This window comes from Vibrio sp. Vb2960 (assembly GCF_033337665.1).
In the GTDB taxonomy this organism is placed as follows: domain Bacteria; phylum Pseudomonadota; class Gammaproteobacteria; order Enterobacterales; family Vibrionaceae; genus Vibrio; species Vibrio alginolyticus.
In genome coordinates this window covers 136,989-151,048 of the sequence record NZ_JAWORD010000007.1, presented here as the reverse complement: position 1 = coordinate 151,048, position 14,060 = coordinate 136,989, and the positions used below count along the sequence as shown (strand labels likewise).

Here is a 14,060-nt window from a genome sequence, read left to right as displayed (position 1 = left end):
CAACAAGAGTTGTTCGTCTGTATATACCCAAGTAACCTCAGGCGGATTACAACAGTAACAATCCAAGGTGCTTGGGTATTTTTATTTTGGAGAAGAGAACAATGACAATGCTGATTCGTGAAGGCACATTGGAAGAAGCACTTCAAGTTGTGGCGCGTGTTACCGAGTTTTCGAAAGGAGAAACGGTAGACTCCATGACTCAACGTTTAGAAGAGAAAAACAGTTTAATCCTCGTTGCAGAAAAAAATGGCACGATTGTCGGCTTCAAAATAGGTTACGAATTAGAGAATGGTGTTTTCTATAGCTGGTTAGGTGGTGTTGTCCCTGAAGCTCGAAATGAAGGCGTGGCACAACTGCTTTTGGAAGCTCAAGAGGATTGGGTGGCAGAACAAGGCTACAACACATTAAAAGTGAAATCTCGAAACCAGTTTCCGGCTATGCTTCGCTTGTTATTGAGAAATGGCTATATAATTGAAAAGTTTGAAGAAAAAGTAAATCTTCGAGAATCTCGAGTGCATTTCATTAAAGCAATGTGAAAATAAATGAGATTTTTTCTCATTTAACTGTTGACTACGAAATGAGAATCATTATTATTAAACCTGTCTTAGGGAATGAGGAAAGTTCACAAGGACGTTGAGTGACTTATTAACAGAAGTTAATTAACTGAAAGTTGAGAAGTGATGAAACATTTTTCCGAGAACTTGCACGAATTCTTTTTGACACGACATTGCTCACATTGCTTCCAGTGTAATTTATAGCTTCTTGGTTAAGCTGCTCTATTTACAGAATTTGCTTTACCACTTCTGCTAGGCGACCCCATTCGGGTCGCTTTTTTCTTTTCTACGATTTCTATTTGACGTCACTATTAATATCTTTTCCACATGCGATGATCATTTTAGGATCGTTGATCTTCTCGCCGTTGTGCGAATTTGTTATTATAAATCAATGGTTTGAGTCGATGTTTTCTTGTGTTTTTTGTTATTGGATAACCAGTGGATAATTTCTATAAACAGAGTTATCCACAGGGGTTGGTGTTTTCGTGAATAAAGTCGGAAAAATTTACGCGACCTAGATCGAGCGAACAAGATAGATTCGGATCAGCAGTCATGGCATCCTAGGCAGATCTCTCAAGTACTGAATTGGATACAGACAATTATGGCAAGTATTCCTGAAAATCCGTTGATCCTTATCGACGGCTCTTCTTACCTATATCGCGCTTTTCACGCCTACCCGGGCACCATGAGCAATGGTGAAATTCCAACTAATGCCGTTTACGGCGTCGTGAACATGTTACGCAGCATGATGCGTCAGTTTGCGTCTGAGCGCATCGCGGTGGTTTTCGATGCAAAGGGAAAAACCTTTCGTGATGATATGTATGCAGAATACAAAGCTAATCGTCCGCCAATGCCGGATGACCTGCGTTGTCAAATTGAACCATTACACAATGTTATTCGTGCAATGGGTTTGCCGCTGATCTGTGTTCCTGGCGTCGAGGCGGATGACGTCATCGGTACGTTAGCATACCAAGCATCACAAAAGGGCATGCCTGTATTGATCAGTACTGGTGATAAAGACATGGCGCAGCTAGTGGATGATAACATTACCTTGATCAACACCATGACGAACGTCGTAATGGATCGTGAAGGTGTGGTTGAAAAGTTTGGCATTCCACCTGAGTTGATCATCGACTACTTAGCACTGATGGGCGATAAAGTAGATAACATTCCTGGTGTACCGGGTGTCGGTGATAAAACAGCGACCGCACTACTGCAAGGTATTGGTGGTCTGACGAAGTTGTATGAAAACCTCGATGATATTGCAGGGCTTGGTTTCCGTGGTTCTAAAACCATGGCGAAAAAGCTCATCGACAACAAAGAAAATGCCATGCTTTCGTATGAGCTCGCGACCATCAAATTGGATGTTGAGCTTGAGGAAACGCCAGAATCATTGCTGAAAGCGGAACCAAATAAAGACGAATTAGTGAAGCTGTATGGCCAACTGACGTTTAAATCTTGGTTGAATGAACTACTTGAAGGCGGTTCTGGATCTGTGGAGGCCGTAGAGCTTGCAGGATCTTCACAAGCTTCTTCTTCTCAAGCCGAGATGGAAACTTCTGCGGTAACAATCGATCGCAGCCAATATGAAACAATTCTGGATAAAGAAACCTTCAATGCTTGGCTAGATAAACTTCAAACGGCTGAGCTGTTTGCATTTGATACGGAGACCGATAACCTAGATTACATGCTAGCGAATCTAGTTGGTTTGTCATTCGCTGTCGATGAAGGTATTGCGGCTTATGTGCCAGTTGCACATGACTATTTAGATGCGCCTGAACAGCTTGATCGTGATTGGGTACTAGAACAGCTGAAGCCAATTCTTGAAGATGCAGCGAAAGCAAAAGTCGGTCAAAACTTAAAGTATGATGCGTCTGTACTCGCTCGTTACGACATTGAGCTAAAAGGTATCAAGCACGACACGATGTTGGAATCGTACATCTACAACAGTGTCGGCGGTAAACACGATATGGACAGCTTGGCGCTTCGCTTCCTACAGCACAGCTGCATTTCTTTTGAGCAAATTGCAGGTAAAGGCAAAAATCAGCTTACGTTTAACCAAATTGAACTGGAACAAGCATCGCCATACGCGGCAGAAGATGCGGATGTGACCCTTCGTCTGCACAATCGCTTGTTTGCTAATATCGAGCAGGATGAAAGCCTGAAGACAGTTTACGAAGAGATTGAAATGCCGTTGGTGCCAGTTCTTTCGCGCATTGAACGCACTGGGGTCTTTATCGATGAAATGAAGCTGAGTGCGCAGTCGGTCGAGATTACCGCTCGCCTTGATGAGCTTGAAAAGAAAGCGTACGAAATTGCAGAGCAAGAGTTTAACATGAACTCGCCAAAGCAATTACAAGCCATCCTATTTGAAAAAATGGGTTTACCGGTTGTGAAGAAAACGCCATCAGGCACACCATCGACGAATGAAGAAGTTCTGCAAGAACTCGCGCTAGACTACCCACTACCAAAACTGATTTTGGAATACCGTGGTCTGGCGAAGCTAAAATCAACTTACACGGACAAACTGCCGAAGATGATCAACCCATCAACGGGTCGTGTGCATACTTCTTACCACCAAGCAGTGACCGCAACGGGTCGTCTATCTTCTACTGATCCGAACTTACAGAATATTCCAATTCGTAACGAAGCCGGCCGTCGTATTCGTCAAGCGTTTGTCGCGCCATCTGGGCATAAAATCTTAGCGGTCGACTACTCGCAAATCGAACTACGCATCATGGCGCACCTTTCTGGCGACCAAGCGTTGTTGGATGCATTCCGTGATGGCAAAGATATCCACGCGGCAACCGCAGCAGAAATCATGGGTGTTTCTATTGAGGACGTTTCAAGTGAGCAACGTCGTCGTGCGAAAGCGGTTAATTTCGGTCTTATTTACGGCATGAGTGCGTTTGGTTTGGCGAAGCAATTAGGCATTCCTCGTGGTGAGGCTCAAGCGTACATGGATACATACTTTGAACGTTACCCAGGCGTGATGCAGTACATGGAAGACACACGCAGCACAGCAGCAGATAAAGGGTATGTTGAAACGATTTTTGGTCGACGTTTGCATTTGCCAGAAATCAAATCGCGCAACGGGATGCGTCGTAAAGCTGCTGAACGTGCGGCAATCAACGCACCAATGCAAGGTACGGCAGCGGACATCATTAAGAAAGCGATGCTGTTGGTTGATCAGTGGATTCAGGAAGAAGGCAATGGTCGTGTGAAGTTATTAATGCAAGTACACGATGAATTGGTCTTTGAAGTTGAAGAGTCATCATTGTCCGAAATTGAAAGTAAAGTACAGAAATTGATGGAATCTGCAGCAGAGCTAAAAGTACCGTTGGTTGCAGAAGCAGGTCACGGTGATAACTGGGATCAAGCTCATTAGTCACTTTTAGACCAAAATAACCAATTAATTATGAGCCAGCGCACAAACGCTGGCTTTTTTTTGAGATTAAAAAAGCTAGCGCAAAGTTAACTTTGATGTTGCTTAATAAAAAATTCATGAAAAAAAACTACAAAAATTCTTTGCAATTCTGACCAATTGTTGTACATTAATACTCGTAGGGTACAGAGGTAAGATGTTCTATCTTTCAGACCTTTTGTTTCACGTTATTGGATTAGGCTGATTCAGCCGCCCCAGTCAGTTTTTGACTGGGGCGTTTTTTATTGGGCGAAAGAAAATTATTCTTTTGGATCAGTAGCTTAAAGTAAGCCTTCAAAAACCTTCTTTTTTGACCTTTCTAAGTCACTGCAAAATCTCGATTTTTCCTTCAAATTTATTGCGTTATTCATCCTGTAAATTTACGCCAGTCACACTATTATTTTTTCTTGAAGGAAACTAAGTTACATCTTTTTGAAGCTTTGCTTGGCTTAACTGTCTGAATTGTAATGCTATTGGGTGTTTTGGGAGTGAATGTTTGGTGATAAACAGGAAACAAGAGCGCTTTTTAACCTATTGAAATCGAATCTCAGTTCAGCAATGCTTCGTCACATAACAATAATTACCAATTTTTCTCTCCCGTTATCCCTGCCAGGAAGGCGGGGATTTTTATTGCCTGTTATTTAGTTCAGATAAACAAAAGCCCCACCAAATGGTAGGGCCGTGTCGAAGAAATTTAACAAATATTGTTAATTATTCTTCATCGCTCGCAGGTGTCTCTTGTTCGTCTTCTTCTATCAGGTGCGCTAGTGCTGGTGCAAACCAGATATCCAGTTTTGCACGTAGTTGATCGACACCTAATCCTTTAAGTGAAGAGAACACATCAACAGAAACGTCACCACCGAAAGTTTCTACTTGCTTACGAACTTTCAGTAGAGTTTGTTTGCGTGCACCACTTTTTAGTTTATCTGCTTTGGTTAGCAAAACCTGCACAGGAATGTGGCTATCGATGGCCCAGAAAATCATTTGTTGGTCGAGATCTTTCATTGGATGACGAATGTCCATTAGAACCACTAAGCCTTTTAGGCACTCGCGTTTCTGTAGGTATTCACCCAAAGATTTCTGCCATTTGTTTTTCATCTCTACCGGTACTTGAGCAAAACCGTATCCAGGTAGATCGACAATGTGACAACCTTCTTCTACTTTGAAAAGGTTGATTAATTGCGTACGACCAGGTGTCTTTGATGTCTTGGCTAAGCTTTTTTGATTAGTTAGACGGTTAAGTGCACTCGATTTACCAGCGTTTGAGCGTCCTGCAAACGCAATTTCGACACCTTCGTCTTCCGGCAGGTGACGAATATCGGGTGCGCTGGTGATGAAATGCGTATTTTGGTAATGAATTTTTACGCTCACTGTTAACTCCATCTCGACTTTGTGTAGTCGATTGATTACTTTTTTGTGAAAATGTGTAAAATAACCGTGCTCGGCATAAGGTCGCCTATTGTACCATGAGTGTACGCGGTATGTTCACATTCCGTGGTACTGGAAGCTTGATAATTATAATGGAATGTCATGAAGAAATTAGCGCTAATTTTGAGTCTTTTAGCCAGTTGCTCAGTATGGGCCCAAGGTAATATTGAGGCTGGTAAAGCAAAATCACAAACCTGTGTCGCCTGTCACGGAGCAGATGGCAACAGTGCAATAACAACGTACCCGAAACTCGCAGGCCAACACGCTAAGTATCTTGAGAAGCAGTTAAAAGAACTTAAGCTAGGCATGACAAGTGGTGGTAAACAAGGTCGTTACGATCCTGTAATGAGTGGTATGGCAATGCCACTGAGCGATGAAGATATCGCAGACCTATCTGCTTACTACGCTTCGCTACCAGTTTCAGAAAACTCAACACCTGAAGATGTAGTAGCAAAAGGCAAAACGCTTTATACCGCTGGTGATGCCGAGCGTGGCCTAACCGCATGTATTGCATGTCATGGTCCTCGTGGCAATGGTACTGAGCTTTCAGGTTTCCCGAAAATTTCTGGTCAGCATGCTGACTACATCAAAGCTCAGCTAGAAAAATTCCGTGATGGCGACCGTGGTAATGATATGAATGCCATGATGCGCGACATCGCGAAGAAAATGACAGACGAAGATATCGAAGTGCTGTCTAAATACGTTGGCGGTCTGCACTAATATACCTAAATCGCTCAAGATCCTGCATCTTGAGCTGGTTGGGTAGATGTCCCTACATCGTTCGAGCAACTTGTACAAAAATGCCCTAGTGAATCCACTAGGGCATTTTTGTTCGTGACAGATATCACAGTCGAGTTTGGATACGAAAGCGATAGTTGGCTCGGCAGTTTGTGAGACATTTGCCATACTTGATGTTGGCTTTTTCTTGTTAGTGTTTTTAAGTTTTTGATTAAATGATAATTTTGATTTTTTAGAAAAATAGGCGGATTATTTTTTCAACCCATTACTTGTGAGCATAACGGGATGGCGTAAAGTAGAAGTCGTTCACAGGGAGTGAATGTAAGGATTTAAGACCACGGTTTAGGTCTCCAAGGATGTAGCTCGGATGCTTGGTGATTTAGAAAGGGATTTAGATAGGTAGGGAGCCTATCAGATAAGGATGGTCATCTCGTCTGACGGTTAAGACAGTGAAACGGATCAGGCACAGGAAGTTGCTCAGTAGACAGGAAGTAAACGGATAGCCAAAACTCATCAGGAAGATGAAAAACAACTCTTTTTGGCAGGGAAAGCTCTAAAAACAAAGGGATCATTGGTGCACCAAATGTGTGCAACACAGTTTCGCCAATTGATGGCACTTAGAAAGCGACAGTCTGACTGTCGCTTTTTTTATATCCGTTGACTTGCTCAGTCGTAACTTGAATTGAGATTACTGCACTTATTTAGCTTTATAGGTTGTAAACAAAGTTTTTTAACAAAAATTGCTGAAAAAATACTCAACAACACTCCAATCCGAGTTCACTTTCTGGTATGTTTCGCATCCCTGTTTGAGGAAGTCAGCATGCATACCTGTCCTTTATGCCAAAATCAGCGCACTCACCATTATTTTGAAGATAAGCGTCGTGAATATCTTCAATGTGAGCAGTGCAGCTTGGTATTCGTAAATCCAGACCAACGTTTGGATGCGGAAAGCGAAAAAGCTCACTATGATTTGCATGAGAACAACCCCGATGATTTGGGTTACCGACGCTTTTTGTCGCGTATTGCTGACCCGATCACAGAGCGAATTTCTCCACAATCAAATGGTATCGACTTTGGTTGTGGTCCTGGCCCAACGCTCTCCTTGATGCTGGAAGAGGCGGGGCACAACATGGCGTTGTACGATCTCTATTACCACCCTGATACGTCGGTTTTAGAAAAAACGTACGACTTCATGACAGCAACAGAGGTGATAGAGCACCTCTACCACCCAGATTTGGTGTGGAAGCAATGGTTGAATTTAGTTAAGCCAGGGGGCTGGATAGGCCTGATGACGAAAATGGTCATCGACGTGGAGGCTTTCAAATCATGGCATTATAAGAACGATCTCACTCACGTAGTGTTCTTTAGTCGTGACACGTTCCAGTTCCTAGCAGAGCGGGATAAGCTCGAACTCGAATTTATTGGTAATGATGTAATTTTACTGAGGAAACCCCAGTAATGAGCCGTAGTAAAAAATCTAGAAAACCGGGTGCCGCTGGTGCACCTGAGTTTGTTGTAACTCGTAACCGTACAGAATCTGATGTGGAAGGCCGCTTACGCAAGCGTGCTAAAAAGCGTAAAGGTCTGAAAACGGGTAACCGTAACTCAGAAGTTAACGAGCAGAAAAAGCAAGCTGCTGCACAAAATCGCGACCCGCGCTTAGGCAGCAAAAAGAAAATACCTCTGATTGTTGAACCTGCGAAGAAAATGACGAAGCAAGAGCGTCGTTTGTCGGCAGAGCAAGAACTAGAGATGCTAGAAAATGACGCGCAATTGAACGTGTTGCTAGACCGTATTGAAGCGGGTGAAAACCTGGGCACAGGTCTACAGAAATTCGTCGATGAGAAACTCGATCGCATTGAGAAGCTAATGGACCAACTAGGTTTGTTGGAACCTGAAGAAGAGGAAGACTTCACTGCACCTGCTGAGAAAAGCACGCGCAACGATGATGACTTGCTGGCAGATTTCGACGACATTAATTTCGACGACTATAAAGGATAATTAAGCTATGAATGTAACCTTATTAGCTATTGCTGGTGTTGTGATTATCATCGCACTCGCTTCTTATGCAGGTTACCTTCTGCTTCAATTGAAAAAGCAAAAGGAATTGCAGCTGAAGCATCAAAAATTGGCGATAGACAAACGTAACGCCAACATTTTTGAGAATGTGCATACCTTGTGTCAGGCGGGCATTCAAGGCCAGTGCGATTTATCTGAAATCAGTATCCGTGTGTATAACATCATGGATTATGTACAAGGTGAAGACCGCGTTGATTTCGATAAAACGTACCCTGCGATTTCTGAGCTTTACCACATCGTGAAAGATATGGCGCGTGGCGAAGAACGCCAAAAACTTGCCAAGAAAGAGCGTATGCAACAGAACTTGACGCGTCATAAAGCGGAAAGCCGCCTCACTGATGCGATTATTGAGGAGCTCAAAGTGTTGCAGAAAAACGTCCAGCCACTGAATAATCAAATCAATATTCAGATGATTTAAGCGCGACCCTCAATAGTCTCCTTATGACTAATGGGGGTATCGTGATCACGCTAGCACTTCTTTAGTTTTATACTTAAAAAGCCAGTCGGCGTTGCCACGCTTGTCATCGTCGTATGGCAAAATAGCGGCTCTGAATATCGGGTGACGGCTTTCGTTGCCCTAGCATTTAACGGAAAGTACCACCATGTCGAATCAACACACTGAATCGAAACAGCAAATCGTCTGGGATCAAGCGGTATTGGATAAGTACAACTATTCCGGGCCTCGTTATACGTCGTACCCAACGGCGCTGGAGTTTCATGAAGCGTTCACCATTTCTGATTATGATATGGCATGCACTCAATACCCAGAACGCCCATTATCGCTGTACGTTCACATTCCGTTCTGTCACAAGCTTTGTTACTACTGTGGATGTAATAAAGTCATTACACGCCACTCGCACAAAGCGGATGAATACCTCGACGTGCTTGAACACGAAATTCGTCAACGTGCTGCATTACTTGCTAGTCGCACCGTGACGCAATTGCATTTTGGTGGTGGTACACCGACGTTTCTCTCTGAAAAGCAAATCACGCGTGTAATGAGCCTGCTACGCCAAGAGTTTACTTTTAGCAGCGATGCTGAAATCAGTATCGAGGTTGACCCGCGTGAAATCGAGCTGACCATGCTGGATCATCTGCGTAGTGAGGGCTTCAATCGCTTGAGCATCGGTGTTCAGGACTTCAACAAAGAAGTGCAAAAGCTGGTGAATCGTGAGCAAGATGAAGAGTTCATCGTTGCGATGGTTGCGCGCGCAAAAGAGTTAGGCTTTCGTTCGACGAACCTAGATTTGATTTACGGTTTACCGAAGCAGACCAAAGAATCTTTTGCCAAGACTCTAGAACAAGTACTAGAGATGCAGCCGGGCCGTCTATCCGTGTTTAACTACGCGCACATGCCACAGCTATTTGCAGCGCAGCGTAAGATTAAAGACGAAGATCTGCCAAAGGCAGAAGAGAAGATGGCAATTCTGCAAGACACCATCGCGACACTGACTGGTGCTGGCTACCAATTTATCGGTATGGACCACTTTGCTTTGCCGGACGATGAACTTGCTGTTGCCCAGCGCGAAGGTATTTTGCATCGCAATTTCCAAGGCTACACCACACAAGGTGAATGTGACTTGGTTGGCTTTGGTGTTTCTGCAATCTCGATGATCGGCGATGCGTACGCGCAAAACCAGAAAGAGCTGAAGAAATACTACGCTCAAGTCAACGAACTTCGTCACGCTCTGTGGAAAGGGGTCTCGCTGGACTCTGATGATTTGCTCCGTCGCGAAGTGATTAAGCAGCTGATTTGTAACTTCAAGTTAGACAAGAAAGCCATTGAGTCTGAGTTTAAAGTGAAGTTTGATCAGTACTTTAAAGAAGACTTACAGCTACTTCAGACCTTCATCAACGATGAGCTGGTGGAAGTGGATGACAATGAAATTCGTGTGACGCTGCGAGGTCGTTTGTTGATCCGTAATATTTGTATGAGCTTCGATAAGTACCTGCGAGCGAAGGCGCGTCAGCAACAATTCTCTCGTGTTATTTAATCAGAGATACAGATTCAAGATATAAAAAATGCCAGCAGATGCTGGCATTTTTTTATGTTTTCGCTGGATTTAAGCGCGATCTTTTACTTTTTCTCTCAGTTCCGCTTTTTCTGCTTCTGAAAGGAATGCAATCTCAAGGCCATTAATTTGCGCTTGGCGAATCTGGTCTTGGCTCAGGCCAGCGGCTGGTGCCGCTACTTCGTATTCGTATGGCAGTTCGATGCCTTCAACCGCTGGATCGTCAGTGTTCAAACACGCAAGAACGCCATGCTCTAGGAACTGCTTGAGAGGGTGGTTTTCTAGCGTTTCTACCGTACTTGTTTGGTAGTTTGACGTCAGGCAAGATTCAATACCAATGCGGTTTTCTGCTAGGTAATCCATCAGTTTTGGATCGTGAATCGCTTTTACGCCGTGACCGATACGAGTTGCGCCCAGCTCATTGATTGCTTGCCACATGCTCTCTGCACCTGCTGCTTCACCAGCATGGACCGTTACCCCAAGGCCAGCATCGCGTACTTGCTTGAAGTGAGACACAAAGCGATCACCCGGTTGGCCTAGCTCGTCACCCGCAAGGTCAACGGCAACGATGTGATCTTTCTGGCTCAGAATGCCGTCCAGTTCTTGTTGACATGCGTCAGTACCAAATGTACGACTCATGATACCGATCAGGTTGGCTTTCACGCCAAAATCGCGCATACCCGCTTGCACACCGTCCACGACGGCTTCAACAACCCCCGCTACTGGTAGTTTGTGTTTCATCGCCATGTAGTAAGGAGAGAAACGCAGCTCTGCGTAATCGATTTGTGCGTTTAGCGCGTCTTCTACGTTTTCGTACGCGACACGACGACACGCATCTAAATCGCCCAGGACAGCAACACCCCAGTCGAGCTTAGAAAGGAAAGCAACAAGAGAGGGTTCCGCTTCGACAATTTGAACGTGAGGAGTGAGAGACTCAATATCGTACGCTGGTAGGGCAATGCCAAACTTTTGGCCTAGCTCAAGAATCGTTTTAGTACGAATGTTACCGTCGAGGTGACGGTGCAAATCAGTAAGAGGAAGGTTCTTCGTTATCATTTTGTCGATCCGGATAGTTATGAACTGGAACAGGGCCCAAACATCATCTGTGACAATACATGGGTAAGATTTGCAGTTAAGTATAAATAACAGTTGGGTAGATTGTCAGTAGAGGATGACTAGGAAATCAACGATTCTCGCTCTTTTCTACTTCATGTTCACCAAATGTGTTGGCCATTCTTCTAGTGGCATAGGGCGGCTGTAGTAGAAGCCTTGCACCTGATTACAGCCTAAAGAGCGCAGTAATTGTGCTTGATTGCTATCCTCGACACCTTCCGCGACGACATTAGTTTTGAGACCTGCTGTGATATTGATGACGGCAGCGACGACTGAACTGTTTAAGTTTTCTTGTGTGAGTTGATTGATGAAGGTGCGATCAATCTTCAAGCAGGTAAACGGCAGAGAGTGGAGGTAACCCAGTGATGAGTAGCCGGTGCCAAAGTCATCTATCGCGATACCAATACCCATTTCACGCAGTTTAGTCATGTTTTCTAGTGTGGTCGGTGCGCTATCAATGATACGTGATTCTGTGATCTCTAGTGTGAGGTTACTTGCTGGTAATTTCGTGATATCCAATACGCTTGTCACCGTATCAACAAAACTTGGGCAGGATAGTTGATTAACAGAGATATTCACATGCAGTTGGAAGTCCGACGGCCACTGTTTGCTTTCGATCGCTTGGTAAGTGTCGCGACAAGCTTGTAACAGAATCTGTTGGCCGATGGCTTTGATCATGCCGCTTTCTTCCGCGATTGGGATAAAATCTAATGGTGACACCATACCTGAGTCGCTATGCCAGCGCGCAAGTGCTTCGGCGCCACACACTGTGCCACTGACGAGATCCACAATCGGTTGGTAATGAGGAATAAACTCTCGGTTTTCAATGCCAGTTTGGATCTTGGTCAGCATTTGCGTACGAAACTTTGAAGCGCTCGCTAGTTCTGGGCTGTAGTGACAAACACCAGTCAGTGAGTCTTGTTTAGCGTAACTTAATGCGATGCTGGCGTTGCGTAACCATAAAGGCATGGTTTCGTTTGGCTGGGTTTGTACAATACCAAGTGAAATCTTCATCACTACATTCTCGCCTTCCACCATAAATGGGGTGGAAAAGAGTTGCTGTAATCGACGCTCGGTTTGTTTAATTTTGGTTTCAGTGTCGACATTTGAGAGAAACACCGCGAACTCATCACCACCAATCCGAGCCAATAATGCGTTGTCACGAAACTGCTGTTTTAGCCTTTCAGCGATGCTGACCAACAACTGGTCGCCGTTGTGATGACCCACACTGTCGTTGATATCTCTAAATTTGTTGATACCAAGTAAAAATAAACTGCCGTGACAAAGATGAGACTGATTTTCACAGATTTCGACCAAACCCTGACGGCTATATAAGCGTGTTAGAGAGTCATAAACTAACTGTTCACGCAATGCTTTGAATGAAGCTCTTAGATTGTTCGCCATTTCATTAAAAGCATGAACTAGTACGGTTGTCTCATACACATAACCAGGCTTTGGCATGCCGCTATCCCAATCCCCATTTGCCAGGTGCTGAGCGGCGGCGGCCGTCGCGTTAATTGGTCTGGTAACTCGGTTGAAAATGATCCAACTGATGGCGATCCCAAATAGGCTTACAATAATGCCAACGAGCCAACTCTCTTGCTGGCTTTTTGGTAACAGGCCGAGAAGCTCGGACTCCGAAATGGAGGTGCCAATAAACCATGTTAAGCCATTTTGGTCTCGATACGGGGTTAGCCGACTGAAAATACGTTGTCCATCATGTTCAAATGAAAAAGTATAAGGTTGCTTGGTGTTGTTGAGATCGAAAGACCGGACGCGGCTCGCACTGATTTTGATGATCGGGTCTGCGTTTTCAGCGGCAAGCAAACGCTGCCCTTTATCCGAAAATTTTGTGCCCCATGAGATGACGCTTCCCGGGCCTGAGTGAGCGATTAAACGATGATCTGGGTCCATGATGTAGACCGACGCTTTAGTGTTGTATTTTAACTCGCGCAGGAATTCGTTGAATGTATTGATACGAATGTCTGTCACCAAAACACCAGCAAATTGGTCGTGTTTGTACACCGGCGTCATGGCTGATAGCGTAATATCCTGGCGTTCATCAGCGTTGGTATAAATTTCAGACCAAGTGGCGTTTTGGCTCTCCGCAACGGGCTTATACCATGGGCGAGTGCGAGGATCGTATTGGGAGATAACCGTTCGAATGTTGTTACTCACATGGTTGGTCCCATAAATAACCAGATCACCATCGGTGTAGCGATCTTGCACCATTAAGGTGTAATCGTCGGAAAGCTCGCGGCGAAAGCCTGCAAAGTCGCCGTTTTCTGAACCAAATGCGATTACATCCAACTGCGGTATCGATTGGTAAAGATTTTTGAATGCACTCAGCAGGTAGTTTTGAATGTCTGAGGTATCGTGAGGGCGATAAAGGTTGTGATAGCTGACGTTGTGCGCGAGAGCCATAACCGCAGTAAAAGGCTTACGTAGATAGCTATTGAGGTGGTCGTGGACACTTTCGGTTAACACGGAAAGTTGCTTGTCACTGATATCCGTGACCACTTCTTCGTAACTTTGTTTTTGGACGTAGACAATGACACCGATCGCCAGTAAGAAGATCATGACAAATGGAATCAAAACAGCAGTACGCAGTGTAATTTGAGTCGTAGCAGTAGACATCGCCTAATCACATAGATGGTGGTGCGCCACAATTGTACTGATGTTTTTATTAATATCGAGTGACAAACGACGCTC

The 14,060-nt window shown here is 44.5% G+C and carries 10 protein-coding genes; 7 read left to right on the top strand and 3 right to left on the bottom strand.

From position 1 onward, the window contains the following. Nucleotides 1-101: 101 nt before the first annotated feature. Together R7O03_RS08255 and polA are read left to right on the top strand one after the other, a co-directional pair. The gene (locus tag R7O03_RS08255; RefSeq protein WP_318131657.1) at nucleotides 102-536 is read left to right on the top strand and encodes a GNAT family N-acetyltransferase; all 435 of its coding nucleotides are present in this window, start codon (nucleotides 102-104) and stop codon (nucleotides 534-536) included. Nucleotides 537-1,155: 619 nt separating this feature from the next. Further along, nucleotides 1,156-3,942: a DNA polymerase I gene (gene polA, locus R7O03_RS08250; RefSeq protein WP_005379246.1), complete on the top strand. Its 2,787-nt coding sequence runs from the start codon at nucleotides 1,156-1,158 to the stop codon at nucleotides 3,940-3,942. 747 nt (nucleotides 3,943-4,689) lie between these two features. Here the strand turns inward: polA and yihA are convergent. Next, nucleotides 4,690-5,349 carry a ribosome biogenesis GTP-binding protein YihA/YsxC gene (gene yihA, locus R7O03_RS08245; protein ID WP_031779017.1) on the bottom strand — a complete coding sequence of 220 codons (660 nt, stop codon included), beginning with the start codon at nucleotides 5,347-5,349 and terminating at the stop codon, nucleotides 4,690-4,692. Nucleotides 5,350-5,508: 159 nt separating this feature from the next. Here yihA and R7O03_RS08240 point away from each other — a divergent pair, with 159 nt between their 5' ends. The 5 genes from R7O03_RS08240 (at nucleotide 5,509) to hemN (ending at nucleotide 10,217) form a co-directional block, all read left to right on the top strand. Then, the gene (locus R7O03_RS08240; RefSeq protein WP_005379248.1) at nucleotides 5,509-6,126 is read left to right on the top strand and encodes a c-type cytochrome; all 618 of its coding nucleotides are present in this window, start codon (nucleotides 5,509-5,511) and stop codon (nucleotides 6,124-6,126) included. Nucleotides 6,127-6,964: 838 nt separating this feature from the next. Continuing rightward, nucleotides 6,965-7,603 carry a class I SAM-dependent methyltransferase gene (locus R7O03_RS08235; protein ID WP_005379250.1) on the top strand — a complete coding sequence of 213 codons (639 nt, stop codon included), beginning with the start codon at nucleotides 6,965-6,967 and terminating at the stop codon, nucleotides 7,601-7,603. Further along, on the top strand, nucleotides 7,603-8,145 hold the full coding sequence (gene yihI, locus R7O03_RS08230) for a Der GTPase-activating protein YihI (RefSeq protein ID WP_005379252.1): 543 nt from the start codon (nucleotides 7,603-7,605) through the stop codon (nucleotides 8,143-8,145). Before R7O03_RS08235 ends, yihI begins: the two co-directional genes overlap by 1 nt. A gap of 7 nt (nucleotides 8,146-8,152) precedes the next feature. Then, on the top strand, nucleotides 8,153-8,641 hold the full coding sequence (locus R7O03_RS08225; RefSeq protein WP_054579549.1) for a DUF2489 domain-containing protein: 489 nt from the start codon (nucleotides 8,153-8,155) through the stop codon (nucleotides 8,639-8,641). A 184-nt stretch (nucleotides 8,642-8,825) separates the two neighbouring features. After that, nucleotides 8,826-10,217 carry an oxygen-independent coproporphyrinogen III oxidase gene (hemN, locus tag R7O03_RS08220; protein ID WP_318131656.1) on the top strand — a complete coding sequence of 464 codons (1,392 nt, stop codon included), beginning with the start codon at nucleotides 8,826-8,828 and terminating at the stop codon, nucleotides 10,215-10,217. A gap of 69 nt (nucleotides 10,218-10,286) precedes the next feature. Here the strand turns inward: hemN and add are convergent, their stop codons facing one another. Together add and R7O03_RS08210 are read right to left on the bottom strand one after the other, a co-directional pair. Continuing rightward, complete coding sequence (gene add, locus R7O03_RS08215) at nucleotides 10,287-11,291, bottom strand: adenosine deaminase (RefSeq protein WP_005379257.1); 1,005 nt, start codon at nucleotides 11,289-11,291, stop codon at nucleotides 10,287-10,289. Nucleotides 11,292-11,438: 147 nt separating this feature from the next. Further along, entirely contained in the window at nucleotides 11,439-13,985 is a 2,547-nt protein-coding gene (locus R7O03_RS08210; RefSeq protein ID WP_138939675.1) for an EAL domain-containing protein, read from the bottom strand. Nucleotides 13,986-14,060 lie beyond the last annotated feature (75 nt).

What these genes read in the sequence shown, in the direction of transcription:
- R7O03_RS08255 (WP_318131657.1), top strand. Translation starts at nt 102, where the DNA reads ATGACAATGCTGATTCGTGAAGGCACATTGGAAGAAGCACTTCAAGTT.
- polA (WP_005379246.1), top strand. Translation starts at nt 1,156, where the DNA reads ATGGCAAGTATTCCTGAAAATCCGTTGATCCTTATCGACGGCTCTTCT.
- R7O03_RS08240 (WP_005379248.1), top strand. Translation starts at nt 5,509, where the DNA reads ATGAAGAAATTAGCGCTAATTTTGAGTCTTTTAGCCAGTTGCTCAGTA.
- R7O03_RS08235 (WP_005379250.1), top strand. Translation starts at nt 6,965, where the DNA reads ATGCATACCTGTCCTTTATGCCAAAATCAGCGCACTCACCATTATTTT.
- yihI (WP_005379252.1), top strand. Translation starts at nt 7,603, where the DNA reads ATGAGCCGTAGTAAAAAATCTAGAAAACCGGGTGCCGCTGGTGCACCT.
- R7O03_RS08225 (WP_054579549.1), top strand. Translation starts at nt 8,153, where the DNA reads ATGAATGTAACCTTATTAGCTATTGCTGGTGTTGTGATTATCATCGCA.
- hemN (WP_318131656.1), top strand. Translation starts at nt 8,826, where the DNA reads ATGTCGAATCAACACACTGAATCGAAACAGCAAATCGTCTGGGATCAA.
- add (WP_005379257.1), bottom strand. Translation starts at nt 11,291, where the DNA reads ATGATAACGAAGAACCTTCCTCTTACTGATTTGCACCGTCACCTCGAC.
- R7O03_RS08210 (WP_138939675.1), bottom strand. Translation starts at nt 13,985, where the DNA reads ATGTCTACTGCTACGACTCAAATTACACTGCGTACTGCTGTTTTGATT.